This window comes from Streptomyces sp. NPDC039480 (assembly GCF_055597165.1).
Map to the genome: position 1 here is coordinate 69,102 of NZ_JBVITX010000016.1, position 26,992 is coordinate 96,093.

Below are 26,992 nucleotides of genomic sequence, written 5' to 3' on the forward strand. Positions count from 1 at the left end.
TCGTGACCGCTCGCCACTGGTGAGCCCCGCCGGTCGGTACGCCGAATCCTGCCAACGGCCGGACGGGAACAGTCGTCGCTCAAGAGCGCCGTGGGCAGGAGCGGGGGACCCAAGGTAAGTGCCGTGTCATGCGGCTAGGGGTGAAGCCGCACTCGCGAGAGTGCGGCCGGGCAACCACATCGGCCCGAACCCGACAGCTCACCTCGCAGGCGTCGGTGTAGGGGATCAACTCATGCTGCTTTCCGGCAAGGGCAAGCACCGCCGCCCGTCCAAGGCCACTCGTGTCGCCACGCTCGTCGGCGTGACCGGCGCCGCCGTCGCCGCCCCGCTGATGGCGGCCGGCTCGGCCTCCGCCGCCACCGCGTCCGAGTGGGACGCCGTCGCCCAGTGCGAGTCCGGCGGCAACTGGTCCATCAACACCGGCAACGGCTACCAGGGCGGGCTGCAGTTCTCGCCGTCCACCTGGGCCGCGTACGGCGGTACGAAGTACGCGCCGACCGCCGACAAGGCCTCCAAGGCCCAGCAGATCGAGATCGCCGAGAAGGTCCTCGCCGGCCAGGGCAAGGGCGCCTGGCCGAGCTGTGGCGTCGGCCTCTCCGGTGCCTCGTACAACGGCGGCGGCTCGCAGCAGCAGGCCCCGCAGCAGCAGAGCAAGCCGCAGCCGCAGCAGACGCAGCAGCAGGCCGCTCCGCAGCAGCAGGCCGCGCCGAAGCAGGCGGCTCCCAAGCCGCAGCCGACGCCGCAGACCGAGACCAAGAAGACCGTCGAGACCCCGACCGGCAAGAAGGTCGAGAAGGGCGACGGCGAGTACAAGGTCAAGACGGGCGACACCCTGTCCAAGATCGCCCAGGCGCACGACGTCAAGGGCGGCTGGCAGAAGGTCTACAAGCTCAACGGCGACATCATCGACGACGCCGACTTCATCTACCCGGGCCAGCAGCTCCACCTGAGCTGACCCGGCCGGTCACGGCCGTGCCTCGGCGGACGCACGGCCGTACCCCCCGTCCCCACGGGCTCCCCGCCCCGGTGCGCGTATCCCCCGTACGCACCGGGGCGGGGCCATGTCCACACCCCGGTCCGGATCCGCGCCACGCCCCTCTTGTTCGCTACTAGCGAGTAGAGAACATGGTCTTACGCCCTGTTTCCACGCCATATGGGCCTTGTGCCGTCCCAGGGGACGGGCGGTCGGCTGGCTGAAGCCCCGGAGCCGGTTAGGCTCAGGAGACGCAGGGCCGAAGCGGCCCGGCGTAATCGTGTTTACGCGTCACACTCCCAGAAGGAGATGCTCGTGCCGTCCATCGACGTCGTCGTAGCCCGGGAAATCCTGGACTCCCGAGGCAACCCCACGGTCGAGGTCGAGGTCGGCCTCGACGACGGCAGCACCGGTCGTGCCGCCGTTCCGTCCGGTGCCTCCACCGGTGCCTTCGAGGCCATCGAACTCCGTGACGGTGACCCCAACCGTTACCAGGGCAAGGGTGTCGAGAAGGCCGTCCTCGCCGTCATCGAGCAGATCGGCCCGGAGCTCGTCGGTTACGACGCCACCGAGCAGCGCCTGATCGACCAGGCCATGTTCGACCTGGACGCCACCGACAACAAGGGCTCGCTCGGCGCCAACGCCATCCTCGGCGTCTCGCTCGCCGTCGCGCACGCCGCCTCCGAGGCCAGCGACCTGCCGCTGTTCCGCTACCTCGGCGGTCCGAACGCGCACCTGCTGCCCGTCCCGATGATGAACATCCTGAACGGCGGGTCGCACGCCGACTCGAACGTCGACATCCAGGAGTTCATGATCGCCCCGATCGGCGCGGAGTCCTTCTCCGAGGCCCTGCGCTGGGGCACCGAGGTCTACCACACGCTGAAGAAGGTCCTGAAGAGCAAGGGCCTGGCCACCGGCCTCGGCGACGAGGGCGGCTTCGCCCCGAACCTCGACTCCAACCGCGCCGCCCTCGACCTCATCCTCGAGGCCATCAAGGAGGCCGGTTACGTCCCCGGCGAGCAGATCGCGCTCGCCCTCGACGTCGCCGCGTCCGAGTTCTACAAGGACGGCACGTACCAGTTCGAGGGCAAGTCCCGCTCGGCCGCCGAGATGACCGAGTACTACGAGGAGCTCGTCGCCTCGTACCCGCTCGTCTCCATCGAGGACCCGCTGTTCGAGGACGACTGGGCCGGCTGGAACGCCATCACCGAGAAGCTCGGCGACAAGGTGCAGCTGGTCGGCGACGACCTGTTCGTCACCAACCCGGAGCGCCTGGCCCGCGGCATCGAGGAGAACTCGGCCAACGCCCTGCTCGTCAAGGTCAACCAGATCGGTTCGCTGACCGAGACCCTGGACGCCGTCGAGATGGCCCAGCGCAGCGGCTTCAAGTGCATGATGTCCCACCGCTCCGGCGAGACCGAGGACGTCACCATCGCCGACCTCGCCGTCGCCACCAACTGCGGCCAGATCAAGACCGGCGCCCCGGCCCGCTCCGAGCGCGTCGCCAAGTACAACCAGCTCCTGCGCATCGAGGAGATCCTCGACGACGCGGCGGTCTACGCCGGTCGCAGCGCGTTCCCGCGGTTTCGCTCTGCGAACCAGTAGGCACAGCAAGGGCTGATCACCGCGCTTAAGGGCTGATCACGCACGAAGCCCGGCAGTGACGCCGGGTTACCTACGTCCCCGCACCCGGTCCCGTACCGTGTGCGGGGACGTACGTACGTGCAGGCGCTGCGCCGGGGAGGCGGAACCATGGCCAAGGCCGGGACCAAGGACCGGTTCTCCACCGCGACCCGTCTGCGGCTGCTCGGCGAGCAGACCGCGGAGCGCGTCTACCGCTCCCAGACCAAGCGCCAGGCCCGCCGCTCCCGGCTCACCGGCCGCGCCGCGCTCCTCGCGCTCGTCCTCTGCTCCCTCGTCGTCGCGCTCGCGTACCCGATGCGGCAGTACGTCTCGCAGCGCGCCGAGATCGACGACCTGCGCAGACAGCAGGCCGAGCACCGCGCGGACGTCGAGAAGCTGCGCGACGAGAAGGCCCGCTGGCAGGACGACGCGTACGCGGAGCAGCGCATCCGGGACCGCCTGCACTACGTGATGCCGGGCGAGACCGGCTTCACGGTGATCGACCCGGCGGCGGCGCAGAGCCGCCGCACGGACCAGGGGGCGGCCGCGCGCCCCTGGTACTCGAACGTCTGGGACGGCGTCGACAAGGCGGACCGCCCCGACGACTGACTCCCCGATCCGTACCCGACCCGTACCGAAACGAAAGACAGGCATGGAAACGCCCCCGCCGAGCACCCCGCGCACCGAGCCCACCGACGCCGACGTGGCGGCCTTCAAGCAGCAGCTCGGCCGACCGCCGCGCGGCCTGCGGGCCATCGCGCACCGCTGCCCCTGCGGACAGCCGGACGTCGTCGAGACGGCGCCGCGCCTCCCGGACGGGACGCCCTTCCCGACGACGTACTACCTGACGTGTCCGCGGGCCGCCTCCGCGATCGGCACGCTGGAGGCCAACGGCGTCATGAAGGAGATGTCGGAGCGGCTCACGAAGGACGAGGAGCTGGCGAAGCAGTACCGCGCGGCCCACGAGGACTACATCGCGCGCCGTGACGCCATCGAGGTCCTTGAGGGCTTCCCGAGCGCGGGCGGCATGCCGGACCGCGTGAAGTGCCTGCACGTCCTGGTCGGTCACTCCCTGGCCGCGGGCCCCGGCGTGAACCCGCTGGGCGACGAGGCCATCGCGATGCTCCCGGAGTGGTGGGCGAAGGGTCCGTGCGTCACGCCGTGCGGGGACGACGCCGATGCCGCCGCCGAGGGCGCCGAGTGACCCGCGTCGCCGCCATCGACTGCGGCACGAACTCGATCCGCCTCCTGGTGGCGGACGCCGATCCGGCCACGGGTGAACTGGTCGACCTGGACCGGCGGATGACGATCGTCCGGCTCGGCCAGGGCGTCGACAGGACGGGGCGCCTCGCCCCCGAGGCGCTGGAGCGCACCTTCGCGGCCTGCCGCGAGTACGCCGCCGTCATCAAGGAGCACGGCGCCGAGCGCGTCCGCTTCGTCGCCACCTCGGCGTCCCGCGACGCCGAGAACCGCGACGCGTTCGTCCAGGGCGTCCTGGACATCCTGGGCGTCGAGCCGGAGGTCATCTCCGGCGACCAGGAGGCCGAGTTCTCCTTCACCGGCGCCACCAAGGAACTGACGGGCCGTGACGACGTCGCCGCGCCCTACCTGGTGGTGGACATCGGCGGCGGCTCCACGGAGTTCGTGGTCGGCACGGACCACGTGCGGGCGGCCCGCTCCGTCGACGTCGGCTGCGTCCGCATGACCGAGCGTCACCTCGTACGGGACGGGGTCGTCACCGACCCGCCCACGGCCGAGCAGCTCGACGCGGTCCGCGCCGACATCGAGGCCGCCCTGGACCTGGCCGAGCGCACGGTGCCGCTCAAGGAGGCCCGCACGCTGGTCGGCCTCGCGGGCTCGGTGACCACGGTCGCCGCGATCGCGCTCGGCCTCGACACGTACGACTGGCGGGCGATCCACCACGCCCGCATCCCGTACGAGCAGGTGAGCGCCATCGTGGACCGCCTGACGCACGCCACGCACGACGAGCGCGCCGCGATCCCGGTGATGCACCCGGGCCGCGTCGACGTCATCGCGGCGGGCGCCCTCGTCCTGCTCGCGATCATGGACAGGGTGGGCGCGCGCGAGGTCGTGGTGAGCGAGCACGACATCCTCGACGGCATCGGTTGGTCCGTCGCCTGAACTCGCTCGCGAGAAAGTTCGTGAAGTTCTTCACAAGGAAAAAGGCCCTGATGGGCGAGGTTCGTCGGTCTCGGGCCGCCTAAAGGGGGCTTTTCGAAGGGCCGCGCCCGTGCGCGGGATGTTTCGTGCGGGTGACCGGAGTGTCGCGGGGCGCTCCGGTTCGGGCCGGGCGGGGCCTCGGAGTGCAGCTCACAAGGGGTGCACAACGACTCGTGTGGCATCGTGGTTCCCCACCGGCACCATGACCTCGGTCACGTGGGCGGCGAAGTGTAGCAGAGGCCCTTGGCATGCTTGTGAAGGGGCGCACGAGCGACCCCCGCCGGGCGGGTGGATACTCGATGGCATGAGCACCACGGAGCGTCCCAGGATCCTCGTAGTAGGCGGTGGGTACGTAGGCCTGTACGCAGCTCGGCGCATTCTCAAGAAGATGCGCTTCGGAGAGGCGACCGTCACGGTCGTCGACCCCCGGTCGTACATGACCTACCAGCCCTTCCTCCCCGAAGCCGCCGCCGGCAGCATCTCGCCGCGGCACGTCGTCGTACCGCTGCGACGCGTACTGCCGAGGGCGGAAGTCCTCACCGGTCGGGTCACCACCATCGACCAGGACCGCAAGGTCGCCACGATCGCGCCGCTCGTCGGCGAGGCCTACGAGCTGCCTTTCGACTACCTCGTCATCGCGATGGGCGCGGTCTCCCGCACCTTCCCGATCCCCGGCCTCGCCGAGCAGGGCATCGGCATGAAGGGCATCGAGGAGGCCATCGGCCTGCGCAACCACGTCCTGGAGCAGCTGGACAAGGCTGACTCCACGACCGACGAGGAGGTCCGCCGCAAGGCGCTGACCTTCGTCTTCGTCGGCGGTGGCTTCGCGGGCGCGGAGACCATCGGCGAGGTCGAGGACATGGCCCGCGACGCGGCCAAGTACTACAAGAACGTGAAGCGCGAGGACATGCGCTTCGTGCTCGTCGACGTCGCGGACAAGATCCTCCCCGAGGTCGGCCCGAAGCTCGGCCAGTACGGCAAGGAGCACCTCGAGGGCCGCGGTGTCGAGGTCTACCTGAAGACCGGCATGGACTCCTGCGTGGACGGCCACGTCGTCCTGAACAACGGCCTCGAGGTCGACTCGAACACGATCGTGTGGACCGCGGGCGTCAAGCCGAACCCGGCGCTGTCCCGCTTCGGTCTGCCGCTCGGCCCGCGCGGCCACGTGGACACCCAGACGACGCTCCAGGTGCAGGGCACGGACTACATCTGGGCCGCGGGCGACAACGCCCAGGTGCCGGACGTCGTCGGCCGCAAGGCCGGCAACGAGAACGCCTGGTGCCCGCCGAACGCCCAGCATGCGCTGCGCCAGGCGAAGGTCCTCGGCGACAACGTGATCTCCGGCATGCGGGGCTTCCCGCAGAAGGAGTACAGCCACGCCAACAAGGGTGCGGTCGCCGGTCTCGGCCTGCACAAGGGCGTCGCGATGATCGTCATGGGCAAGATGAAGATCAAGCTCAAGGGCCGTCTCGCCTGGTACATGCACCGCGCGTACCACGGCATGGCGATGCCGACGTTCAACCGCAAGATCCGCGTCTTCGCGGACTGGACGCTGGGCATGTTCCTCAAGCGCGAGGTCGTCTCCCTGGGTGCTCTGGAGGCTCCGCGCGAGGAGTTCTACGAGGCGGCCAAGCCCGCCCCGAAGCCCGCGGTGGCGGCCGAGCCGGCCCCCGCGGTGAAGACCGAGGAGCGGGCGAAGGCCTCCTGACCTCGCGTCACCGATCCACCCCGAAGGGGCCGCCTGCCATCCGTGGTGCGGGCGGCCCCTTCGGCATGTCGGGATGCCGGCTCGGCATGTCGGCGAAAAGTAGATGCCGGGGGCATCTATTTTGCCGTACCGTGACGCGGCAACGGGACTGCGTCCGGGCCCTTCCGGTGTTGCCGTGGTGTTGGACCGTTCCGGGATTTTCCCTCATTGTCACAACAAAGGGATGCCCCCATCCACGGAGGTGTGCGCCATGCAGGACGCCGCACAGCGGCTGAAGACCCTCGCCGAGCAGCTCACGGGAGCCCCGCTGCCGGTACGTATCCGCGCCTGGGACGGCTCGGAGGCGGGACCGCCGAACGCCCCCGCCCTCGTCGTACGCAACCGCCGCGCCCTGCGCCACCTCCTGTGGAAGCCGGGGGAGCTGGGCCTCGCCCGTGCCTGGGTGGCCGGTGATCTCGACGTCGACGGCGACCTCTACCAGGCCCTGGACGCGATGGCGGAGTTCATCTGGGAGCGCGACGACAACCCCAGGAGCCTGCGGCAGTCCCTGCGCGACCCGGAGTTCCGCGCCGCGGCCCGCTCCCTGCTCGCCCTCTCCGCCCCCTTCCTGCCGCCCGCCCCGCCGCCCGAGGAGATGCGCAGACACGGCCGCCTCCACCTGCACACCAAGGGCAGCGACCGCCGCGCCATCAGCCACCACTACGACGTCGGCAACGACTTCTACGAACTGGTCCTCGGCCCGTCGATGGTCTACTCGTGCGCCTACTGGGAGTCGCCCGACGGCACCCTGGAGGACGCCCAGCGCGACAAGCTCGAACTCGTCTCCCGCAAGCTCGGCCTGCAGCCCGGCATGCGGCTGCTCGACGTGGGGTGCGGCTGGGGCTCCATGGCGATCCACGCGGCGCGCGAGCACGGCGTCAGCGTCGTGGGCGTCACCCTCTCCCAGGAGCAGGCCGCCTACGCCAGGAAGCGGGTGGCCGAGGAGGGGCTGACGGACCGGATCGAGATCCGCGTCCAGGACTACCGCGACGTGCGCGACGGGCCGTACGACGCCATCAGCTCCATCGGCATGGCGGAACACGTCGGCAGCGAACGCTACTTGGAGTACGCCCGCGACCTGTACGCCCTCCTCGGGCCCGGCGGGCGGCTGCTCAACCACCAGATCGCGCGCCGCCCGCAGGCCGACGAATCGGCGTACTCCGTGGACGAGTTCATCGACGCGTACGTCTTCCCCGACGGCGAGCTGGCGCCCGTGGGCACCACGGTGGCGCTCCTGGAGCGGGCCGGCTTCGAGGTCCGCGACCTGGAGTCCATCCGCGAGCACTACGCCCTCACCCTGCGCCGCTGGGTCGCGAACCTGGAGGCGCGCTGGGCCGAGGGGCAGCGCCTCACCTCACCGGGCCGCGCCCGCATCTGGCGCCTCTACATGGCCGCCTCCGCGCTGGCCTTCGAACACAACCGCATCGGCGTCAACCAGGTCCTCGCGGTGAGGACCCCGGACAGCGGCGCCTCGGGGCTGCCGCTGAGGGCCAGGGACTGGCGGTGAAATCCAGCCCGTCCGGCGTTTGAGGACGAGCCGCGCAGCGGCGACACGGGGCAAGCCGAAGGGCCCCGGACGAGGTTCGTCGTCCGGGGCCCTTTTTCCGTACTGCCGAGCGGAGCGCTACTCGCTCTTGATGGCCATCAGCGGGTTCAGCTTCGCCGCGCTGCGGGCCGGCCACATCGCCGCGAGGACACCGACCAGGGCCGCGATCCCGAGGAAGATCACGATCCGGCCGAGCGGGATCTCCATCGAGTACGTGGAGACGCTGTTCGAGATGGTGCCGCCCGCGACCCAGCCTATGAACAGGCCGAGTCCGATGCCGAGCACCGCGCCGAACAGGGAGATGATGACCGCCTCCAGGCGCACCATCTGCTTGACCTTCGCACGGTCCAGGCCGATGGCCCGCAGCATGCCGATCTCGTGCTTCCGCTCGAAGACCGACATCGCGAGGGTGTTGATGACGCCGAGCACCGCGATGAGGACGGCCATGGCGAGCAGGCCGTAGAGCATGTTCAGCATCATGTTGATGGCGCCGGCCACCTGGTTGCTGATCGCGTCCTTGTCCTGGACGGTGATGGCGGGGTTCTCGCCGAGGGCCTTGACGATGGCGTCCTCGGCCTTGTCGGAGGTGCCGCCCTTCATCTTCACGAGGACCTGCTTGTCGACGACCTTGGTCAGGTGCGGGTCGACGACGGAGGTCGGCGCGAAGAGGCCGTTGAGCATCTCGTTGCCCTCGTAGACACCGGCGACCTTCAGCTCGACCTTCTTGCCGTCGTCGTCGAACTTCAGCGGGAGGGTGTCGCCCGCCTTGAGGCCCTTGTCCTTGGCGGTGTCCGTGTCGACGAGCACGCCGCCGGACTTCAGGCCGTCCACCGAGCCGCCGGTGAAGTCCAGGCCGACCAGCTTGCCGAAGGTCTTCGGGTCGACGCCGGAGATGGAGACGAAGCCGCCGTCGGCCTCGCCGTAGGTGCTGCGCAGCGGGGTGGTCGCCGCGACGTCCGGGATCTTGTCCAGCTTCTCGCGGACCTCGGGGGTCAGCGGCTGGAAGTTCGCCATGGAGACGCTGTAGTCGGCCTTCATGGCGCCGGCGGCCATCTTGTTGATGGCGGTGCTCATCGAGGTGGCGACCACGGTCATCGCCGTGATGAGGGTGAGACCGATCATCAGGGCCGCGGCCGTGGAGGCCGTGCGGCGCGGGTTGCGCACCGAGTTGAGGCGCGACAGCTTGCCGGTGACGCCGAACGGCTTCAGGAGCGGCGCAGAGGCGGCGATGAACGGGCGGGACAGCAGCGGCGTGAGGACGATGACGCCGACGAGCATGACGCCCGCGCCGCCCGACTTCACGTAGTTGTCCTTCATGAAGAGCATCACCGCGCCGAGCGCGACGATGACCGAACCGATGGTGTTGCGGACCACCAGGCCCCGCACGGTCGGCGTCGCGTGGACGCTGTTCATCGCGGCGACCGGCGGGATGCGCGCGGCGCGGCGGCCCGGCAGCCAGGCGGCCAGCATGGTCACGACCACACCGATGAGCAGCGCCACGAGGATCGTGGTCGGGGCGATGACGAGGGGTCCGTCGGGCAGCGAGGCGCCGGCGGAGTTCATCAGGGACTCCAGGCCCACGGCCACGCCGATGCCGAGCGCGAAACCGCTCACGGCGGCGATCATGCCGACGAGGAAGGCCTCGATCAGCACGGAGCGCGTCACCTGGCGGCGCGAGGCGCCGACGGCCCGCATCAGCGCGAGTTCCTTGGTGCGCTGGGCGACCAGCATGGTGAAGGTGTTGGCGATGATGAAGATGCCGACGAAGAGCGCGATGCCGGCGAAGATCAGCAGGACCTGGCTCATGGAGCTGGTCTGCTCCTCGATCATCCGGTCCTGCTGGGCCTTGAGCTCGCCGCCCGTCATCGTCGAGGAATCCTTGGGCAGGATCTTCTCGACCGACTTCTCCAGGGCCGCCTCGGAGGTGCCCGCGGCCGCCTTCACGTCGATCTCGTCGTACTGGTTCTTGTTGAGCTCCTTGAGCGCGGTCTTGTTGTCGAAGACGACCAGGCTGCCGCCCGCGACGACGCTGCCCTCGTCGGTGTCGAAGACGCCGCTGACCTTCGCGGTGCGCACCGGGCCGTCGGTGGAGTAGCGGACGGTGTCGCCCACCCGGTAGCCGGTGCGGCCGGCGGTGCGGGAGTCGAGGGCGATGTCACCGGCGGACTTCGGGGCGGCGCCCTCGGTGAAGTCGTAGCGCGGGTCCTTGCCGTCCTTGCCCGGGAAGTAGTTGGCGCCGGTGGTGCCCCACTCGCCGCCCACCAGCTTGCCGTCCTTGTCGGCGAGCGCGGTGAAGCCCGAGACGGAGCCGAGCACGGAACCGGCGCCGGGCAGCCCGTCGGCCTTCTTCAGGAGGGAGTCGGTGAGCTCGGGCTTCTGCTTGGGGCCACGGCCGCTGTCGTCGCCGGAGGAGTCACTGGCGGACGTGATGGCGACGGAGACGTGGTCGAAGCTCTTCGCCGACTTGTTCTTGTAGGCGTTGCCGAAGGTGTCGGTGAAGACCAGGGTGCCGGAGACGAAGGCGACGCCGAGCATGACGGCGAGCACGGTCATCAACAGCCTGGCTTTGTGCGTGAGCACGTTGCGCAGGGCGGTACGGAACATGGGTGTGAGTCCAGGGTGGAGTGAGGGGGGAGCGCCCCGCAGGGGCCTCCCAGGGGCGCGGGACTGTGACATATGCGGCTCCGCCGCGTGGGCGCGACAAGCCACAAGCGGCCCGCAGTCCCGACGAATTCCGGACCTCGACGGCGGTAGGGGGGACCGCCCGAGGCCGAGCGGCCACTAGCTGGTGCGGCCCTTCGCGTCGAAGTGCTTCATGCGGTCGAGCACGCCGTCCGCGGTCGGCCGGTGCATCTCGTCGACGACGCGCCCGTCCGCGAGGAAGATCACGCGGTCCGCGTACGAGGCGGCGACCGGGTCGTGGGTGACCATCACGACGGTCTGCCCGAGGTCGCGCACGGAGTTGCGGAGGAAGCCGAGGACCTCCGCGCCGGAGCGCGAGTCGAGGTTTCCGGTCGGCTCGTCACCGAAGATGATCTCCGGCTGGGAGGCGAGGGCGCGGGCCACGGCGACGCGCTGCTGCTGGCCGCCGGAGAGCTCGGTGGGCCGGTGCTTGAGGCGCCCGGAGAGGCCGACCATCTCGATGACCTGCTCGACCCACTCGCGGTTCGGCTTGCGGCCCGCGATGTCCATCGGCAGCGTGATGTTCTCCAGGGCCGTCAGGGTCGGCAGCAGGTTGAACGCCTGGAAGATGAAGCCGATCTTGTCCCGGCGGAGCTTCGTGAGCTGCTTGTCCTTGAGCGTGGACAGCTCGGTGTCGCCGATGCGCACGGAGCCGGAGCTGAAGCTGTCCAGACCGGCGACGCAGTGCATCAGGGTCGACTTGCCGGAGCCCGAGGGGCCCATGATCGCGGTGAACTCGCCCTGCCCGAAGTCGACGGAGACCCGGTCCAGGGCGACCACCTGGGTCTCACCCTGTCCGTACACCTTGGAGAGTTCCGTGGCGCGCGCCGCCACGGCGGTGGCACGAGTGGCGAAAGGGGTGGTGGTCACGGGGTGGTGCTCCTGTCGGGACGACGAGTGGGGACGTACTCCATCGTCCTGGCCGATCAGCGCCATGTAGTCAGCCGCTGTTCCGGTTCCTGGGGCCCTCTCGAGTCGGACTTGAGGGCGTCCTGTCATACCTGGGGATGACGTGCGTCCCTGATGCGGAAAGGAGGAGAAAGCGGGACCGGGAACGTCGGGAGGGCTAAATTCCGTCATTCCGTGCAGAGGCCCACGAGACCGGCCGGGCCCGGGGAAGGGCCTCCGGCATGTACCAACGGACCGTGACAACGGCTGATGCACCCTCAGACGTCAATAAAATAAGACAACATCGGGCTGCCCTTCCGCTGTTCGGGGGATGCCTCCCGATAGGGTCGAAGCCTCGACGCGGAGCCCATGGCCTGCCCGGATGGTGGAATGCAGACACGGCGAGCTTAAACCTCGCTGCCCCTCGGGGGCGTGCCGGTTCGAGTCCGGCTCCGGGCACATCCGCTGATTGGTGAAGGTGCCGGTGGCACGGCCCCCTGGCACCGCATCCCCGGCACCGCTCCCTCCGGGCCTCCGGGCCCTCGCGGGGTCACCCGAGCGGCGGAACGGTACCGATCCGGGAACAGTACGTCCCCGGTCGAGCGTTCTCCCTCACAGAGAGGGAAAGATCCTCCCCAAGCACTAGGCCCATCCCTTTGCCTACGCATTACTCTTGAGGCAAAGCCACACACGGTGGCCATGGAGGAGTGAAATGAGGAGCAGTAACCCGGTCTTCTCGCGACGGGGGTTCAGCCGCGACAACGGCTTCGCCGGCTTCGGCGCGCAGCCGCAGGCCGGGGGACCCGCAGCCGCGACCCAGACCCAGCAGGGCAACCCGTACGCGCAGGGCAATCCGTACGCAGGCGGCCAGCAGGCCCCGGCAGGCAATCCCTACGCCACCAATCCGTACGCCCAGCAGGACCTGCAGCACGGCGCGCCCCAGGCGCCCGTGACCACCCGTATGACGATGGACGACGTCGTCATGCGCACCGCGACCACGCTCGGCACGCTCGTGGTCACGGCCGCGCTCGCCTGGGCGCTGCTGCCGGTGGACGACGCGAACATCAGCAAGTCGTACGGCATCGCGATCGGCGCCGGCCTCATCGCGATGGTGCTCGGCCTCGTCCAGGCCTTCAAGCGCAAGGCCTCGCCCGCGCTGATCCTGACGTACGCCGCGCTGGAAGGCGTCTTCCTCGGCGTCATCTCCAGCGTCGTCGACAACCGCATCGCGAGCGGCGCGGCCATGCAGGCCGTGCTCGGCACGATGGCCGTCTTCATCGGCGTCCTCGTGGCCTACAAGGCGGGCTGGATCCGCGTCAACCGCCGTTTCTACGGCTTCGTGATGGCCGCGGCCCTCGGCTTCCTGCTGCTGACCGCGGTGAACCTGCTGTTCATGGTCTTCGGCGGCGGTGACGGCCTCGGCTTCCGCAGCGGTGGCCTCGGCATCGCGTTCGGCATCGTCGGCATCCTGCTCGGCGCCTGCTTCCTGGCCCTCGACTTCAAGCAGGTCGAGGACGGCATCGCGTACGGCGCCCCCAAGGAAGAGGCCTGGCTCGCCGCGTTCGGTCTGACGATGACGCTCGTCTGGATCTACATGGAGTTCCTGCGCCTGATCGCCATCTTCTCGGGCAACGACTGAGACGGCTGACAGCGCCTGACGGCTGAACCGAAGGGCCCGCGGACCGGAGACGGTCCGCGGGCCCTTCGCCGTGTGTGGGTGGGGGGTCAGAGGAATTTTCGGGCGGCCCGCCTGAGGTCGTACTCGTGGATGATCGCCTTCGCGTGGCCGTACGCGAGATTGTGTTCGGCGCGGAGCCAGCTGACCTTCTCCTCGAAGCGGAAGAGAGAGGGTCCTTCGTCCACGGCGCGGAGCCAGTCGGAGACTTCACGACCGGTGCATTGGGGGATTCGGGCGAGCAGGTTGCGGTGGGTCTCCTCGGAGAAGACTTGTGACATCGGCGCCTCCGGACGCGTCGCGATGTGTTCCGTCCTTCCCGACACCGTGCCTGAGCGCCGGGGCGTTGGCAACAGTCCCGTAAAGCCACATAGGGTCGCGGGGTGCTCGATACGACGCCTTTGACGGCCGCAGTGGACCATTTCGCCGACCGCCTGCGGGCCGCGCCACAGAGCCGGCTGCAGCGCGGAGCGGCGACCGAAGCGCTTGCCCTGGCCAGGGAGTTGGCGGTGCTCGCGCAGCGCATCGAGGAGCCGGGGACCCCACCGCGGGAGATGCCGGACGCCGGGATGTTCGCCGCCGCCGACCAGATCACCGTCGCGGGCCGGGACCTGGCCCTCGTCCTGACGGACGCCGAGGAGCTGGAGCGGGTGCTGCGCCTCGTGGAGGAGGCGCAGAAACGGGCCGGGGTCTAGGAGAGCCCGTCGGCGGGCCCTGGGCCCGCCCGCTCAGACGGACGCGATGACGCGGTCGGCCAGGATGTAGACGTTCTCGGTGCCGCACTCGAAGGTCAGGGCGTACGCGCCCGAGATGCCGGAGCCGCCCAGCAGGAACGGGGTCCGGCCCTCGCGCAGGGCCGCGGCGAGGAGCTCCGCCGTCTCGCGGTGGCCGGGCGTCATGCACAGCGTCGTACCGTCCGCGAAGACGTACACGTCCAGAGTGCCCAGCGGGCCGGGGCGGACGTCGGCGAGGGCGGTGCGGGCGGCGGCGAGCTCCTCGAGGCACTCGACCGTGCGCTCGTGGTCGCCGATGGCGTCGGGGGCCGGGGTCTGCACCGGCACGAAGTCCGGGTGCGAGGGGTGGCGGCGGCGGGCGGCGGCCAGCTCCGGGGAGTCTCCGCCGTGGATTCCGTCCAGGGAGGTGCCGCCGGCGAACTCGTCGCTGCCCGCGGGGTCGGCGAAGGGCTCGATCACCGGCTCCAGGCTGTCGGCCTCCAGGCCCGCGAAGTCGGCCTGGCGCGGCAGGAACAGCTCGTCGGCGATGCTGTCCGGGATGCCGGGCAGCCCGCTGAGCAGAGAGGGCCCCTCGGAGCCGTCACGGGCCTCCTGGGCCGCCCAGAAGGCCCGGGCCTCGGCGAGCTCGCGCTCCCGCTCCTCGGCGAGCGCCTCGGTCACCGCCGCGCGTATCTCGTCGGTGTCCACCGTGGTGCGGGCGGCCGGCACCGTCGGGTGCGGGCCGCTCGCGGCACGGCTGTCGGCCGCCTCGGCGTGCAGGGCGGTGATCTCGGCTATCTGCTTGCGCAGGCCGTGCACGGCGTGCAGGGCGGCGACGCCCACGGCCGTGGCAGCGGCCGTGGAGAGCAGCAGGGCAAGAGGCAAGGCGCTCACTGACGTACTCCCGGTTTCAAGTCGACCCCCGACTTCCTACATCAGCTTGAAGCCTGCACGATCCACCTGTCAGTGCATTACGTCACGAAATGGACAGGTCTTTTGGCCCGGTGTGCCTTACCGGATGTGCTCTGAGCTGGGCATATGTATCTCCCCCAGGAGATAGGTCACATCCTGGGGGAGATTGGGTCACGAAGTGATCCAGGGGGCCTGGCCGGACCTAGCTGAGGCGCTCGATGACCATCGCCATGCCCTGGCCGCCGCCGACGCACATCGTCTCCAGGCCGAACTGCTTGTCGTGGAACTGGAGGGAGTTGATGAGCGTGCCGGTGATGCGGGCGCCCGTCATGCCGAAGGGGTGGCCGACCGCGATGGCGCCGCCGTTGACGTTGAGCTTGTCGATGTCGATGCCCAGGTCGCGGTAGCTCGGGATCACCTGCGCGGCGAAGGCCTCGTTGATCTCGACGAGGTCGATGTCGTCGATGGTGAGCCCGGCGCGCCGCAGGGCCTGCTTGGACGCCTCGACCGGGCCGAGGCCCATGATCTCGGGGGAGAGGCCGGTGACGCCGGTGGAGACGATGCGGGCGAGCGGGGTCAGGCCGAGGTCGCGGGCCTTGGTGTCGCTCATGATCACGAGGGCGGCGGCGCCGTCGTTCAGGGGGCAGCAGTTGCCGGCGGTGACCATGCCGTCGGGGCGGAAGACGGGCTTGAGGCCCCCGACGCCTTCGAGGGTGACGCCGGCGCGGGGCCCGTCGTCCTTGCTGACGACGGTGCCGTCGGGGGTCGTCACGGGGGTGATCTCGCGCTCCCAGAAGCCGTTCTTGATGGCTTCCTCGGCGAGGTTCTGCGAGCGGACGCCGAACTCGTCCATGTCCTGGCGGGTGACGCCCTTGGCGCGGGCCAGGTTCTCGGCGGTCTGGCCCATCGCGATGTACGCGTCCGGGAGCAGGCCGTCCTCACGCGGGTCGTGCCAGGTGGAGCCCTCGGTCTTGGACACGGCCTCGGTGCGGGCCTCGGCGTCGGCGAAGAGGGGGTTGTGGGTGTCGGGGAGGCCGTCGGAGGTGCCCTTCACGCTCCGGGACACCATCTCCACGCCCGCGGAGATGAAGACGTCGCCCTCGCCCGCCTTGATGGCGTGCAGGGCCATGCGGGAGGTCTGGAGGGACGAGGAGCAGTACCGGGTGATGGTGCAGCCCGGGAGGTGGTCCATGCCCAGCTGCACGGCCACGATGCGGCCGAGGTTGTGGCCCTGCTCGCCGCCGGGCAGGCCGCAGCCGAGCATCAGGTCGTCGATGTCCTTGGGGTCGAGCCCCGGGACCTTGGCGAGGGCGGCCTCGATGATGGTGGCGGTCAGGTCGTCCGGACGCAGATCCTTCAGCGAGCCCTTGAAGGCGCGGCCGATCGGGGTGCGGGCGGCAGAGACGATCACGGCTTCGGGCATCAGGACGCTCCAGTGACGAGGCGAAGGGTGGGGCAGGGCTCAGGTCTCTTTGAGGACTCTCTGGGAAGTTACCTGTACGTAATGGGGTGGGTCATCGGGTCGGGGGTGTGACGCGGACCGCATTTCTAAGCGGGCGCTCAGGCCGCGGGGCCGGGGCGGGTGGGGTGGGTTTCTCCCTGCGGGCCGGTGGGGGCTGGTCGCGCAGTTCCCCGCGCCCCTGAACTACTTGCCCGGCGCCGTTCCGTTGCGGCGCAGGGCGAGGTGGACCACCTAGGGGCGCGGGGAACTGCGCGGCTCGCCCCCACCGGGCCGCAGGTGAAGGTGGAGGTCAGTGGGGGAGCGGGGAGGGTTCTGGGGTGTGGATGCGGCGGCGGCGTCGGCGTTTGAGGAGGGCCCACGGACCCCGGGGGCCAGTGGGCATTGCCGCCGTGACCTCCGTACCGCCCTCCGAAGCCGCCTGCGCCGCCGCCCTGGCCACCGGCAGGAACCCTTCGTGCCGCGAGACGTCCGGCCGCTCCTCCTCCGGCCACAGGCCCAGCGCCGCGCACAGCGTGGGAAGGACCGCCATCGCCGCCGTCGCGTACCCCTCCGCGGAGGGGTGGTAGCGGTCGGGGCCGAACAGTTCCCGCGGGTGCGCCGCGAACTCGGGGCCCAGCAGGTCGCCCAGCGACACCGTCCGCCCGCCCTGCTCCACCACACCGATCGTCTGCGCCGCGGCCAGCTGCCGCGAGACGTGCCGGGCCAGCCACCGCAGGGGCTGGTAGACGTTCTCGACCGTGCCCAGGTCGGGGCAGGTGCCGACCACGACCTCCGCACCGGCCGTACGGAGCCTGCGCACCGCGGCGGAGAGATGGCGCACCGACCGCGTCGGCGGCATCCGGTGCGTCACGTCGTTCGCGCCGATCATGACGACGCAGACGTCCGGCACCCACGTCGGGTCCGACAGGATCAGCGTCACCTGCCGGTCCAGGTCGTCCGACTGGGCGCCGGGCAGCGCCACGTTCCGGAGATCGACGGGCCGCTCGGCGACCGCCGCGAGCCCGGAGGCGAGCAGCGCCGCCGGGGTCTGCCTGGCCCGGTGCACGCCCTGCCCCGCCGCCGTGGAGTCCCCGAGCATGGCGAACCGCACCGGTTCGGGGGAGTCGGCGCGGGCAGGACGGGCGAACGCCCCGCCGTACCGGCCGTCCGCCCGCGGTGGATCCGCGTGCCCGCCATTGCCCACGTTCCGCTTCGCCAGCTGTACCTCGGCCAGCACCACGCCCACCGTGGCGGCCCCGAGCAGCCCGATGCCTCCGCCGCCGTACGCCGCGCCCGCGGCGATCCGTCGTGCCACCCTCGCCCTCGACATGCCCTGCAGCCACCTCCTCGTGCCGTACCGGTTCGTACGGCCGTACATCCACTCATTGCCCCGTAAGCACGGTCGGCCAATCGCGAGCGGAGGTGAACGGATGAGGTGGACCCTTAGGCTGACCGCACCAATTCGTCGCACTACATCGCAGCCCGGAGACAACGGTGCAATTCCACGACTCGATGATCAGCCTCGTCGGCAACACCCCGCTCGTGAGGCTCAACAACGTGACCGCGGGCATCCAGGCGACCGTCCTGGCCAAGGTCGAGTACTTCAATCCCGGCGGTTCCGTGAAGGACCGCATCGCGCTGCGCATGATCGAGGCGGCCGAGCAGAGCGGGGAGCTGAAGCCCGGCGGGACGATCGTCGAGCCGACGTCCGGCAACACGGGCGTCGGCCTTGCCATCGTGGCCCAGCAGAAGGGCTACAAGTGCATCTTCGTCTGCCCGGACAAGGTGTCCCTCGACAAGATCAACGTGCTGCGCGCGTACGGCGCCGATGTGGTGGTCTGCCCGACCGCCGTCGACCCCGAGCACCCGGATTCGTACTACAACGTCTCCGACCGGCTCGTACGCGAGACGCCCGGCGCCTGGAAGCCCGACCAGTACAGCAACCCGAACAACCCGCTCTCCCACTACCACTCCACGGGCCCCGAGCTGTGGGAGCAGACGGAGGGGAAGATCACCCACTTCGTGACGGGCATCGGGACCGGCGGCACGATCTCCGGCACGGGCAACTATCTCAAGGAGATCTCCAAGGGCTCCGTCACCGTCGTGGGCGCCGACCCCGAGGGGTCCGTGTACTCCGGTGGGTCCGGGCGGCCCTATCTAGTCGAGGGCGTCGGTGAGGACTTCTGGCCGACGGCGTACGACCGCAATGTCACCGACGAGATCATCGCCGTGTCCGACAAGGACTCCTTCCAGATGACCCGGCGGCTCGCCAAGGAGGAGGGGCTGCTCGTCGGCGGTTCGTGCGGCATGGCGGTCGTGGCGGCGCTGCGGGTCGCCGAGCGGCTCGGCCCCGACGACGTGGTGGTCGTCCTGCTCCCCGACTCGGGTCGTGGCTACATGAGCAAGATCTTCAGCGACGAGTGGATGAACGACTACGGCTTCCTGGAGGAGGCCGGCGACCAGCCGCGCGTCGGCGACGTGCTGAGCCGCAAGGAGGGCGGGGAGCTGCCCTCGCTGGTCCACATGCACCCCGAGGAGACGGTCGGCGAGGCGATCGAGGTCCTGCGTGAGTACGGCGTCTCGCAGATGCCGATCGTCAAGCCGGGCGCGGGGCACCCCGATGTGATGGCCGCGGAGGTCATCGGTTCCGTGGTGGAGCGGGAGCTGCTCGACGCGCTCTTCACGCAGCGCGCCTCGCTCTCCGACCCGCTGGAGAAGCACATGTCGGACCCGCTGCCGCAGGTCGGCTCCGGGGAGCCGGTGGCGGACCTCATGTCGGTGCTCGGTGGCGCCGACGCGGCGATCGTGCTGGTCGAGGGGAAGCCGACCGGGGTCGTGAGCCGGCAGGACCTGCTCGCGTTCCTCGCGGGGCAGCAGTCCCAGTAGGGGAGTTCCGTAGGGGGCTTCTTCGCCGAAGCGGTACGAGCACGTCATGTGCGTGCAGTACGCGCTTAACACGGCTGGGGCACATTGGTCGTTGTCGGCGTCAGGACCTCCGGAGCGGCTCCCGGATCCGCGGACGCCCGGACGTGGACCGGCTCTGACCCGGCCCACGTCCCGCGCGGGGACCGCCGTCGTCCCGCCCCCTGGGTGACCCCGGGGGTGCGGCGGTCCCTGCGCTGACGCGCTGCCGGGTTGGCGATTATCTGCGGCCGAGCGGGGGCTGGCCGCGCAGTTCCCCGCGCCCCTGAGCAGCCCACCGCGCCGCCCCACAGAAGGCACCGCTACACCGCACCGCGCCCTTTGGGCAGCGCGTTTCACGCGACGGTGAGGCGGACCACCCAGGGGCGCGGGGAACTGCGCGAGCAACCCCCACCGGCCCGCAGGCGCCCAAATACGCCGCCCCCGCGCCCTTTGGGCGGCGCGTTTCACGGGACGGTGAGGCGGACCACCCAGGGGCGCGGGGAACTGCGCGGCCCGCCCCCACCGGCCCGCAGGGGAGGCACAAACCGGGGCTACGTCGCCGCCCAACTGCCCAGGAGGGAGAGCCGCTCCGCGCTCTCGCTTCCCGGCTCCGGGGTGTAGACGACCAGAAGCTGCTCGGGATCACCGGGCAGGGACAGCGTCTCGTAAGGGAGGACCAATTCACCCACCACAGGGTGCTTCATCCGCTTCACGCCGTGGGTCTTCTCCTTGACCTGATGGTCCGCCCACAGCCGACGGAAGTCCTCGCTCTTGACGGACAACTCGCCCACCAGGGAGCAGAGTTCCGTGTCGGACGGGCAGCGCGCGGCGTCCAGACGGAGATACGCCACCGTCTCCGCCGCCACCGCCTCCCACTCCGGATAACAGTCCCGCCGGGGCCCTTCGAGGAACACCTGCCGGGGAATGTTGCGCTCGGCGGGGGTCAGGAGGGAGAAGCCGTTGAGCGCGTCGGCGAGGTCATTCCACGCGAGGACGTCCATGCGGCGCCCGAAGACGAACGCAGGGGCCCGGTCGATGGAGTCGAGCAGACGCCGCAGCCCGGGCCGGACCTGCCGCCCCGCGGCACCGGCCCGGCGGGGGCGCGGCGGCCGGGGCCGGGCCACGGTGCGCAGATAGGCGTGCTCGGTCTCGTCCAGGCGCAGCACGCGGGCGATCGCGTCGAGGACGGAGTCGGACACGGAGGGACCGCGGCCCTGTTCGAGACGGATGTAGTAGTCCACGCTCACGCCCGCCAGCTGCGCGACCTCCTCGCGGCGCAGCCCCGGCACGCGGCGCCTGCCGTACGAGGTGAGGCCCACGTCAGCGGGTTGTATGCGGGCCCGCCGTGAGCGCAGGAAGTCTCCGAGGTCGCCGTCCATGCGGTCGATCCTAGGCGGCGGGGCCCGTTCGAACCTGGTACTGGCAGACCCAGGAAAGGCTCAGCCCTGGGTAGCGGTCAGCGGCCTGCGCAGAGTGGTCACCGACGCCGCCGAGGGAACCGACCCGGCGGCCGGAACCAGGGAGAACCCCCATGACGTACACGGCACTTGAGAACCGCACCGCCCTCGTCACCGGCGCCGCGAGCGGCATCGGCGAGGCCACGGCCAGGCTGCTCGCCGCGCGGGGCGCGAGGGTCGTCCTGCTCGCCCGGCGGACGGAGCGGCTCGGCGAGCTGGCCGCCAAGATCGAGGCGGACGGCGGCCGGGCGCTCGCCGTCACCGCCGACGTCACCGACCAGGCGTCCGTGGACGCCGCCGCGGAGCGGGTCCGGGCGGCCTACGGGCGGGTGGACCTGGTGGTGAACTCGGCGGGCGTCATGTTCCCGAACCCGGTCACCGAGGGCCGCACCGACGAGTGGCAGCGCATGCTGGACACGAACGTGGCGGGCGCGCTGCGGATCATCCGGGCCTTCACGCCGGACCTGATCGCGGCCGCCGACGAGGGCGGCACGGCAGATCTGGTCAACATCTCGTCGATCGGCGCGCACATCCCGTTCACCAATTACGCGGTGTACGGGGCGACGAAGGCCGCGCTGACGTACCTGTCGGAGTCCCTGCGCACCGAGTTCGGCCCGCTGGACGTGCGCGTCACCAACATCGAGCCGGGCCTCACGGAGACCGAACTGCGCGGCCACATCGACAACGCGGAGCTGAGCGGCCAGCTCGAGGGCATGTTCGGCGCGGTCGGCTCACTGGCCTCGGAGGACGTCGCGGACCTGATCGCCTACGCGGCGAGCCGTCCGCGCCACGTCAACCTGCGCCAGCTGATCGTGCTGCCCACGCGGCAGGCGTGAGCCGCCGAAGGGCGTCGCAGGGCAGGCTCAGTCGTCCCACTCCGACGCGCGCTCGCCGCGCCGCCGGACGAAGGTCGTGCCGCGCAGTCCGTGCACCGCGTTCACGCCCAGGATGCCGGCCCAGGAGATGAAGAGGCCGGTCAGGCCGGCGTTGACCGCGGCGATCGCGGAGAGCGGGATCGCGAGGACCAGCGAGATGACGCCGAAGCCGAAGCGCTCGCTCCAGGAGTCGACGGGGCTGCCGGGGGAGCGGGCGCCCCGTGCGACGACCATCTGCTGCTCGGCCAGGTGGCGGCGCAGACGGCGGTCGATCGTGCCGTCCAGGCGCTGCTCGACCTTCCCGAGGAACGAGTCGACCAAGGCGGAGTCGTACTCTTCGCCGAGCTCTCTGCGGGCGTGCAGAGTGGCGTCGAGTTCCTTCTTGAGTTCCGCGTCACGGGCTTCCATAGCCGTCTACGTTACGGGGCCGGGGTCGCCCCCGCGCTGGGGCTAACCCCCCTCTCCGCCCGGGCACCGTCCCCAGGGACGGGCGGGTTCCGCCTGGCCAGGGACCAGTACAGCACCGCGGGCACCACGAGACCCACGATCCACGAGATGTCGGCGCCGCCCAGCGGCTCGACCAGCGGGCCCGTGTAGAAGTGCGTGACGAGGAACGGCAGCTGGGCGAGCAGGCCCACGCCGTAGACCAGCAGCGCGTCCCAGCGCCAGGCGCCGTAGCGGCCGTGCGGGTCGAAGAGGGCGGGGATGTCGTACCGCTCGCGGGAGATCAGGTAGTAGTCGACCAGGTTGATCGCCGACCAGGGCGTGAAGAAGGTCAGCAGGAACAGCAGGAAGTCCTTGAAGGACGCCAGGAAGCTGTCCTTGCCGAGCAGCGCCACCGCCGTGCCCGCCACCATGATCACGGCGATGTACGCGGCCCGCCCGCGCGGCCCGAGGACCCGCTGCCCCCGGAAGCCGCTGATGCTGGTCACCATCGACATGAAGCCGCCGTAGGTGTTGAGCACGTTGATGGTCAGCTTGCCGAGCGCGATCACGAAGTAGAGGAAGGAGGCGATCAGGCCGGTGCCGCCGAGGCCGACGACGTACCCGACCTGGTTGGCGAGGAAGGCGTCCCCCGCGCTCGCCGCGACCAGCACCCCGAACGTCATGGACCACTGCGAGCCGATGGCCGAGCCGGACAGCGTCCACCAGAACGTGGCCTTCGCCGACGTCGTACGCGGCAGATAGCGCGAGTAGTCCGCGACGTACGGCCCGAAGGCGAGCTGCCAGGACGCCGACAGGGAGACGGCGAGCAGGAACATCGGCAGGTCGAAGCGGGCGTCGCCGAACAGCGCGCCGATGTCCACGCGGTCGACGAGCCGGATGCCGAGGTAGACGAACGCGAGCGCGCAGATCACGCTCGCCACCCGGCCGAGCGCGTGGATGACGCGGTAGCCGACCGCGGCCATGACCGCCGTGACGGCGGCGAAGATCACGATGCCGGTGGTGTCGTTCGTGTGCGTCAGCTCTGCCGTGGCCTGTCCGGCGAGGACGCTGCCGCTCGCGAAGAACCCGACGTACATGAGGATGACGAGGAGCAGCGGGACGACCGCGCCCTTCACGCCGAACTGGGCCCGCGACTGGATCATCTGCGGCAGGCCGAGCCTCGGACCCTGCGCCGAGTGCAGGGCCATCACCGCGCCGCCCAGCAGGTTGCCGAGGACGAGGCCGGTGAGCGACCACACCACGTCGCCGCCGAAGACGACGGCGAGGGCGCCCGTGACGACCGCGGTGATCTGGAGGTTGGCGCCGAGCCAGAGCGTGAACTGGCTGAACGCGGTGCCGTGCCGTTCGTCGTCGGGGACGACGTCGATGGAGCGCCGCTCCACCAGGTCTTCAGCTGCCATGCCGATCGACTCCCCCTTCGGTTTATGCGGACTTCTCCGTGAGTCCGTGGCGGGACGCCCAGTCGTCGGCGACGTCCTCCGGGTCCTTCTTGTCCTTGTCCACCAGGCGGTTGAGCTCGGTGAGCTGCTCGGTCGTCAGGAGGGCGCCGAGCCGTGCGAGCGCCTTGCGGACCGTCGAGTCGGCCTTGCGGTCGGCGATGAGCGGGACGACGTGCTGGCCGGGTATCAGGTTCTTGGGGTCGGTGAGGACGACCCACTTCTCGGCGGCGATGTCGGTGTCGGTGGTGAAGAGGTTCGCCACGTCGACGTCGCCCTTGCGCAGGGCGCCCTTGACCAGGGGACCGGACGAGTCGAGCGACTTGAACTCCTTGAACTCGACTCCGTACACGTCCTTGAGGCCGACCGCGCCCACCGTGCGCTTCTTCACCTCGGGGGCGGCGCCGATGACCAGCTTGCCGTTGTGCTTCGCGAGGTCGGCGAGGGACTTGAGGCCGTACTCCTTCGCCGTCTCGCGCGTCACGACGAACGCGTCGGAGTCCTCGGCCCGCCCGTACGGGAGGATCTGGAGGCCGCGCGGCAGGGCCATGGCGAGGGCGTTCTGCATCTCGCCCTCCTCGGTGGCCTCCGCCTTCGGGTCCAGGTAGTGCAGGAGGGCGCCCTGGTACTCGGGCAGCAGGTCGATGTCGCCGCCCTTGAGGGCGGGGATGAGGATCTCGCGGGTGCCGAGGTTGGGGCGGACGTTCGTCTTCACGCCGGCCGCCTTGAGCGCGGCGGCATAGAGGTACCCGAGGACCTGGTTCTCGGTGAAGTTGGCGGTGCCTATGGTGACGCCGCCCTTGCTGGAGCCGCCTCCGCCGCCGCCCGAGCCCTCGCCGTCGAGGGAGGTGACGCCGCCGCTGCAGGCGGCGAGCGCGGGGACGGACGCGGTGGCGAGGAGCCCGCCGAGGAGGGTTCTGCGGTTCATGGCTGGCATCTGGTGTCTGCTCCTAGGCCGACGTGGTGGGGCGGTGGCGGAAGAGGGCGCGCTGGAGGGCCGAGAGGGCGAGATCGAGTACGACGGCGACGAGGGCCACGAGCACGGCGCCGCCGAGCACCTGCACGAGGTCGCGCTGGGCGAGGCCGTCGAACACGTACCGGCCGAGGCCGCCGAAGGAGACGTACGCGGCGATGGTCGCCGTCGCGACGACCTGGATCAGCGCGAGCCGCAGGCCCGTCATGATCAGCGGCAGCGCGAGCGGCAGCTCGACCTGGAACAGCACCTGGTGGGCGCGCATGCCCTGGCCGCGCGCCGCGTCCCTCACCTCGGGGTCGACGGCGGTCATGCCCGCGTACGTGTTGGTGACGATGGAGGGGACCGCGAGCGCGACGAGCGCGATGTAGACGGGTGTCATGGAGAGGCCGCTCGCCAGGAAGACGAGGACGACGAGTCCGACGGTGGGCAGTGCCCGGCCGAAGGAGGCCAGGTTGATGGCGACGAAGGCGCCGCGTCCGGTGTGCCCGATGAGCAGGCCGAGCGGCAGCGCGATGGCGGCCGCGACGAGCGTCGCGATCAGCGAGTACTGGAGGTGTTCGGCGAGGCGGTGCCCGATGCCGTCCTGGCCGGTCCACTGCTCGCCGCTGACCAGCCAGGCGCCGAGGTCCTTGAAGAGTTCGTACATGGTCAGGCACTCCTCCGGCGGCGGGTCCAGGGCGTCAGGACGTACTGGAGGGCGACGAGCAGCGCGTCCGCGACGAGCGCGAGGAGCAGCGTGAGGACCACGCCGGCGATGACCGGGGTGGGGAAGTTGCGCTGGAAGCCGTCCGTGAAGAGCTGTCCGAGGCCGCCGTCGCCGATGTACGTCGCCACGGAGACGAGGGAGATCGACATGACCGTCGCGATCCGTACGCCCGCCATGATCACGGGGAGGGCGAGGGGCAGCTCGACGGTGAGGAGGGTGCGCAGGGGCCGGGCGCCCATGGCCTTGGCGGCCTCCTTCGTCTTCGCCGGGACGGAGTCGAGTCCTTCGACGGTGTTCCGCAGGAGCACGACGAGCGTGTAGATCGTCAGGCCGATGACGGTGGTGGTGCGGGTGAGCCCGCTGACCGGCAGGAGCAGGACGAAGACGGCGATGGACGGGATGGTGAACAGCACGTTCGAGAGGCCCAGGAGCAGTCCGCGCAGGGGGCGGACGCGGTGAGCGACGACGGCCAGGGGCAGCGAGATGAGCAGCCCGAGGGCTACGGCGGAGAGGGCGGCCTGGAGGTGGGAGAGGGTGAGGGTGGTGAGGTCGTCGGTGTGGTCGGCTATCCACGACCAGTCGATGGTCATGGGGTGGGGGCCGAGTCGTTCTTCGCCTGCGGCCCGGTGGGGGCTTGTCGCGCAGTCTCGCGCGCCCCTGACTCGTCCACCTTGCCCGGCGCCGCTGAGGGGGCCTCGTCCAGGGGCGACTCGGTGCCGGATGCGGGGGACGACCTGGGGGCGCGGGGAACTGCGCGACCAGCCCCCACCGGCCCGCGGTTGACCGCGTGCGCCGCGCTCGCCCCGTCGTGGATGTCCTCACGGGACGACACCCCCGTCAGGCGGCCCTCCGCGTCCACGCGGGCGACCAGCCCCGTCGGGGAGGACAGGGACTCGTCCAGCGCCGCGAGAAGCGTGTCCGTGTCACGGAGTGGACGTACGGGAACGTCCGCCGCGTCCCCGTCCTTGTGCCGCCAGGCAAGCGGCGCCCCCACCGCGTCGAGCCGGAGCGTCCACGCGCCGCCCTCGGGCGCCGGCCCCTGCGGGACGCCCGACAGGGAGGCGAGGGAAAGAAGCTTCAGGCCGCGCTCCGCACCCAGGAAGTCCGCGACGAAGTCGTCCGCAGGACGGGCCAGCAGCTCCGCGGGCTCGGCGCACTGCACAAGGTGCCCGCCGGTGCGGAAGACGGCTATGCGGTCACCGAGCCGCACCGCCTCGTCGATGTCGTGCGTGACGAAGACGATGGTCTTGCTCAACTCCCGCTGAAGGCGGAGCAGTTCGTCCTGGAGCTGGGTGCGGACCACCGGGTCCACCGCGCCGAACGGTTCGTCCATGAGGAGGACCGGCGGGTCGGCGGCGAGCGCGCGGGCCACGCCGACGCGCTGCTGCTGGCCGCCGGAGAGCTGGTGCGGGTAGCGCTTCCCCGCGTCGGGGGCGAGACCGACCGTCTCCAGGAGCTCCGCGGCCCGCGCTCGCGCCTTCCTGCGGCCCCAGCCGAGCAGCAACGGCACCGTGGCGACGTTGTCGAGGACCGTGCGGTGAGGGAAGAGGCCGGCCTGCTGGATGACGTAGCCGATGGAGCGGCGCAGTTCGGCCGCGTCCTGTTCCAGGATGTCGCGGCCGCCGACCCGGATCGTCCCGGAGGTCGGGTCGACCATGCGGTTGATCATGCGGAGGGTCGTCGTCTTGCCGCAACCGGAAGATCCGACGAGGACGGTCACGCCGCCTTCGGGCATGTCCAGGGTGAGGTCGTGGACCGCTGTGGTGCCGTTCGGGAAGCGCTTGTGGACCGTTTCGAATTGGATCATGTG

General features: G+C 70.5%; 24 protein-coding genes, 1 tRNA gene and 1 riboswitch. Of the genes, 12 read left to right on the forward strand and 13 right to left on the reverse strand.

Annotation, left to right across the window (positions count from 1 at the left end; genetic code table 11):
* Window positions 1-76 precede the first annotated feature (76 nt).
* Window positions 77-228: riboswitch (cyclic di-AMP (ydaO/yuaA leader) on the forward strand.
* Between the two features lie 4 nt (window positions 229-232).
* The 7 genes from ACZ56E_RS36630 to ACZ56E_RS36660 all read left to right on the forward strand — a co-directional run bounded on the left by ACZ56E_RS36630 (window position 233) and on the right by ACZ56E_RS36660 (window position 8,031).
* Window positions 233-955: a transglycosylase family protein gene (locus ACZ56E_RS36630; protein ID WP_468610141.1), complete on the forward strand. Its 723-nt coding sequence runs from the start codon at window positions 233-235 to the stop codon at window positions 953-955.
* 333 nt (window positions 956-1,288) lie between these two features.
* Complete coding sequence (gene eno, locus ACZ56E_RS36635; RefSeq protein ID WP_471221104.1) at window positions 1,289-2,578, forward strand: phosphopyruvate hydratase; 1,290 nt, start codon at window positions 1,289-1,291, stop codon at window positions 2,576-2,578.
* 147 nt (window positions 2,579-2,725) lie between these two features.
* Entirely contained in the window at window positions 2,726-3,205 is a 480-nt protein-coding gene (locus ACZ56E_RS36640; RefSeq protein ID WP_398303525.1) for a septum formation initiator family protein, read from the forward strand.
* A gap of 43 nt (window positions 3,206-3,248) precedes the next feature.
* On the forward strand, window positions 3,249-3,800 hold the full coding sequence (locus ACZ56E_RS36645; RefSeq protein WP_471221106.1) for a DUF501 domain-containing protein: 552 nt from the start codon (window positions 3,249-3,251) through the stop codon (window positions 3,798-3,800).
* On the forward strand, window positions 3,797-4,738 hold the full coding sequence (locus tag ACZ56E_RS36650; protein ID WP_471221108.1) for a Ppx/GppA phosphatase family protein: 942 nt from the start codon (window positions 3,797-3,799) through the stop codon (window positions 4,736-4,738). The genes ACZ56E_RS36645 and ACZ56E_RS36650 overlap by 4 nt, the downstream gene beginning before the upstream one ends.
* A gap of 343 nt (window positions 4,739-5,081) precedes the next feature.
* A complete protein-coding gene (locus ACZ56E_RS36655; protein ID WP_468610133.1) occupies window positions 5,082-6,485 on the forward strand; it encodes an NAD(P)/FAD-dependent oxidoreductase in 1,404 nt (467 codons plus the stop codon).
* 250 nt (window positions 6,486-6,735) lie between these two features.
* Entirely contained in the window at window positions 6,736-8,031 is a 1,296-nt protein-coding gene (locus tag ACZ56E_RS36660; protein ID WP_471221110.1) for a class I SAM-dependent methyltransferase, read from the forward strand.
* 117 nt (window positions 8,032-8,148) lie between these two features.
* On the opposite strand, the gene ACZ56E_RS36665 is transcribed toward ACZ56E_RS36660, so the two are convergent.
* On the reverse strand, window positions 8,149-10,674 hold the full coding sequence (locus ACZ56E_RS36665; RefSeq protein WP_471221112.1) for an ABC transporter permease: 2,526 nt from the start codon (window positions 10,672-10,674) through the stop codon (window positions 8,149-8,151).
* Window positions 10,675-10,851: 177 nt separating this feature from the next.
* Window positions 10,852-11,622: an ABC transporter ATP-binding protein gene (locus tag ACZ56E_RS36670; protein WP_362998497.1), complete on the reverse strand. Its 771-nt coding sequence runs from the start codon at window positions 11,620-11,622 to the stop codon at window positions 10,852-10,854.
* A 394-nt stretch (window positions 11,623-12,016) separates the two neighbouring features.
* Between ACZ56E_RS36670 and ACZ56E_RS36675 the strand changes: the two genes are divergently transcribed.
* Window positions 12,017-12,099 (forward strand) — tRNA-Leu (locus ACZ56E_RS36675).
* A gap of 253 nt (window positions 12,100-12,352) precedes the next feature.
* Window positions 12,353-13,279, forward strand: coding sequence for a Bax inhibitor-1/YccA family protein (locus ACZ56E_RS36680; protein ID WP_468610127.1), 927 nt, complete (start codon window positions 12,353-12,355; stop codon window positions 13,277-13,279).
* Between the two features lie 86 nt (window positions 13,280-13,365).
* On the opposite strand, the gene ACZ56E_RS36685 is transcribed toward ACZ56E_RS36680, so the two are convergent.
* Window positions 13,366-13,596 carry a DUF4287 domain-containing protein gene (locus ACZ56E_RS36685; protein WP_125513198.1) on the reverse strand — a complete coding sequence of 77 codons (231 nt, stop codon included), beginning with the start codon at window positions 13,594-13,596 and terminating at the stop codon, window positions 13,366-13,368.
* A 102-nt stretch (window positions 13,597-13,698) separates the two neighbouring features.
* Between ACZ56E_RS36685 and ACZ56E_RS36690 the strand changes: the two genes are divergently transcribed.
* Window positions 13,699-14,010 carry a hypothetical protein gene (locus ACZ56E_RS36690; RefSeq protein WP_468326749.1) on the forward strand — a complete coding sequence of 104 codons (312 nt, stop codon included), beginning with the start codon at window positions 13,699-13,701 and terminating at the stop codon, window positions 14,008-14,010.
* 33 nt (window positions 14,011-14,043) lie between these two features.
* Here the strand turns inward: ACZ56E_RS36690 and ACZ56E_RS36695 are convergent, their stop codons facing one another.
* From ACZ56E_RS36695 to ACZ56E_RS36705, 3 genes are all read right to left on the reverse strand, one after another.
* Window positions 14,044-14,922, reverse strand: a complete 879-nt coding sequence (locus tag ACZ56E_RS36695; protein ID WP_471221115.1) for a hypothetical protein — start codon at window positions 14,920-14,922, stop codon at window positions 14,044-14,046.
* Window positions 14,923-15,142: 220 nt separating this feature from the next.
* The gene (locus ACZ56E_RS36700; RefSeq protein ID WP_468610123.1) at window positions 15,143-16,363 is read right to left on the reverse strand and encodes an acetyl-CoA C-acetyltransferase; all 1,221 of its coding nucleotides are present in this window, start codon (window positions 16,361-16,363) and stop codon (window positions 15,143-15,145) included.
* Between the two features lie 328 nt (window positions 16,364-16,691).
* On the reverse strand, window positions 16,692-17,711 hold the full coding sequence (locus ACZ56E_RS36705) for an SGNH/GDSL hydrolase family protein (protein ID WP_471221117.1): 1,020 nt from the start codon (window positions 17,709-17,711) through the stop codon (window positions 16,692-16,694).
* 164 nt (window positions 17,712-17,875) lie between these two features.
* On the opposite strand from ACZ56E_RS36705, the gene ACZ56E_RS36710 reads away from it, so the two are divergent.
* Window positions 17,876-19,267: a cystathionine beta-synthase gene (locus ACZ56E_RS36710; protein ID WP_471221119.1), complete on the forward strand. Its 1,392-nt coding sequence runs from the start codon at window positions 17,876-17,878 to the stop codon at window positions 19,265-19,267.
* Between the two features lie 569 nt (window positions 19,268-19,836).
* Here the strand turns inward: ACZ56E_RS36710 and ACZ56E_RS36715 are convergent.
* Window positions 19,837-20,664: a helix-turn-helix transcriptional regulator gene (locus ACZ56E_RS36715; RefSeq protein ID WP_471221121.1), complete on the reverse strand. Its 828-nt coding sequence runs from the start codon at window positions 20,662-20,664 to the stop codon at window positions 19,837-19,839.
* Window positions 20,665-20,816: 152 nt separating this feature from the next.
* On the opposite strand from ACZ56E_RS36715, the gene ACZ56E_RS36720 reads away from it, so the two are divergent.
* On the forward strand, window positions 20,817-21,578 hold the full coding sequence (locus tag ACZ56E_RS36720) for an SDR family oxidoreductase (protein WP_471221123.1): 762 nt from the start codon (window positions 20,817-20,819) through the stop codon (window positions 21,576-21,578).
* A 27-nt stretch (window positions 21,579-21,605) separates the two neighbouring features.
* Here ACZ56E_RS36720 and ACZ56E_RS36725 read toward each other — a convergent pair whose 3' ends face one another.
* Genes ACZ56E_RS36725 through ACZ56E_RS36750 form a run of 6 tightly spaced genes read right to left on the reverse strand, consistent with a single transcriptional unit; the run spans window position 21,606 to window position 26,989 of the window.
* On the reverse strand, window positions 21,606-22,025 hold the full coding sequence (locus ACZ56E_RS36725; RefSeq protein ID WP_468610113.1) for a hypothetical protein: 420 nt from the start codon (window positions 22,023-22,025) through the stop codon (window positions 21,606-21,608).
* An 11-nt stretch (window positions 22,026-22,036) separates the two neighbouring features.
* Window positions 22,037-23,464 (reverse strand): purine-cytosine permease family protein, encoded by a 1,428-nt coding sequence (locus ACZ56E_RS36730; protein ID WP_471221125.1) that lies wholly within the window; start codon window positions 23,462-23,464, stop codon window positions 22,037-22,039.
* 22 nt (window positions 23,465-23,486) lie between these two features.
* Window positions 23,487-24,428 carry an ABC transporter substrate-binding protein gene (locus tag ACZ56E_RS36735; protein WP_471221127.1) on the reverse strand — a complete coding sequence of 314 codons (942 nt, stop codon included), beginning with the start codon at window positions 24,426-24,428 and terminating at the stop codon, window positions 23,487-23,489.
* A gap of 22 nt (window positions 24,429-24,450) precedes the next feature.
* Window positions 24,451-25,122, reverse strand: coding sequence for an ABC transporter permease (locus tag ACZ56E_RS36740; RefSeq protein WP_471221129.1), 672 nt, complete (start codon window positions 25,120-25,122; stop codon window positions 24,451-24,453).
* A 2-nt stretch (window positions 25,123-25,124) separates the two neighbouring features.
* Complete coding sequence (locus ACZ56E_RS36745) at window positions 25,125-25,772, reverse strand: ABC transporter permease (protein WP_471221131.1); 648 nt, start codon at window positions 25,770-25,772, stop codon at window positions 25,125-25,127.
* Window positions 25,769-26,989, reverse strand: a complete 1,221-nt coding sequence (locus tag ACZ56E_RS36750) for an ABC transporter ATP-binding protein (protein ID WP_471221133.1) — start codon at window positions 26,987-26,989, stop codon at window positions 25,769-25,771. Before ACZ56E_RS36750 ends, ACZ56E_RS36745 begins: the two co-directional genes overlap by 4 nt.
* Between the last annotated feature and the right edge of the window lie 3 nt (window positions 26,990-26,992).

Bases quoted from the DNA above. Each gene is read 5' to 3' on its own strand.
- ACZ56E_RS36630 (WP_468610141.1), top strand. From the start codon at position 233: ATGCTGCTTTCCGGCAAGGGCAAGCACCGCCGCCCGTCCAAGGCCACT.
- ACZ56E_RS36640 (WP_398303525.1), top strand. From the start codon at position 2,726: ATGGCCAAGGCCGGGACCAAGGACCGGTTCTCCACCGCGACCCGTCTG.
- ACZ56E_RS36645 (WP_471221106.1), top strand. From the start codon at position 3,249: ATGGAAACGCCCCCGCCGAGCACCCCGCGCACCGAGCCCACCGACGCC.
- ACZ56E_RS36655 (WP_468610133.1), top strand. From the start codon at position 5,082: ATGAGCACCACGGAGCGTCCCAGGATCCTCGTAGTAGGCGGTGGGTAC.
- ACZ56E_RS36660 (WP_471221110.1), top strand. From the start codon at position 6,736: ATGCAGGACGCCGCACAGCGGCTGAAGACCCTCGCCGAGCAGCTCACG.
- ACZ56E_RS36665 (WP_471221112.1), bottom strand. From the start codon at position 10,674: ATGTTCCGTACCGCCCTGCGCAACGTGCTCACGCACAAAGCCAGGCTG.
- ACZ56E_RS36680 (WP_468610127.1), top strand. From the start codon at position 12,353: ATGAGGAGCAGTAACCCGGTCTTCTCGCGACGGGGGTTCAGCCGCGAC.
- ACZ56E_RS36685 (WP_125513198.1), bottom strand. From the start codon at position 13,596: ATGTCACAAGTCTTCTCCGAGGAGACCCACCGCAACCTGCTCGCCCGA.
- ACZ56E_RS36700 (WP_468610123.1), bottom strand. From the start codon at position 16,363: ATGCCCGAAGCCGTGATCGTCTCTGCCGCCCGCACCCCGATCGGCCGC.
- ACZ56E_RS36705 (WP_471221117.1), bottom strand. From the start codon at position 17,711: ATGTCGAGGGCGAGGGTGGCACGACGGATCGCCGCGGGCGCGGCGTAC.
- ACZ56E_RS36715 (WP_471221121.1), bottom strand. From the start codon at position 20,664: ATGGACGGCGACCTCGGAGACTTCCTGCGCTCACGGCGGGCCCGCATA.
- ACZ56E_RS36720 (WP_471221123.1), top strand. From the start codon at position 20,817: ATGACGTACACGGCACTTGAGAACCGCACCGCCCTCGTCACCGGCGCC.
- ACZ56E_RS36725 (WP_468610113.1), bottom strand. From the start codon at position 22,025: ATGGAAGCCCGTGACGCGGAACTCAAGAAGGAACTCGACGCCACTCTG.
- ACZ56E_RS36730 (WP_471221125.1), bottom strand. From the start codon at position 23,464: ATGGCAGCTGAAGACCTGGTGGAGCGGCGCTCCATCGACGTCGTCCCC.
- ACZ56E_RS36735 (WP_471221127.1), bottom strand. From the start codon at position 24,428: ATGAACCGCAGAACCCTCCTCGGCGGGCTCCTCGCCACCGCGTCCGTC.
- ACZ56E_RS36740 (WP_471221129.1), bottom strand. From the start codon at position 25,122: ATGTACGAACTCTTCAAGGACCTCGGCGCCTGGCTGGTCAGCGGCGAG.
- ACZ56E_RS36745 (WP_471221131.1), bottom strand. From the start codon at position 25,772: ATGACCATCGACTGGTCGTGGATAGCCGACCACACCGACGACCTCACC.
- ACZ56E_RS36750 (WP_471221133.1), bottom strand. From the start codon at position 26,989: ATGATCCAATTCGAAACGGTCCACAAGCGCTTCCCGAACGGCACCACA.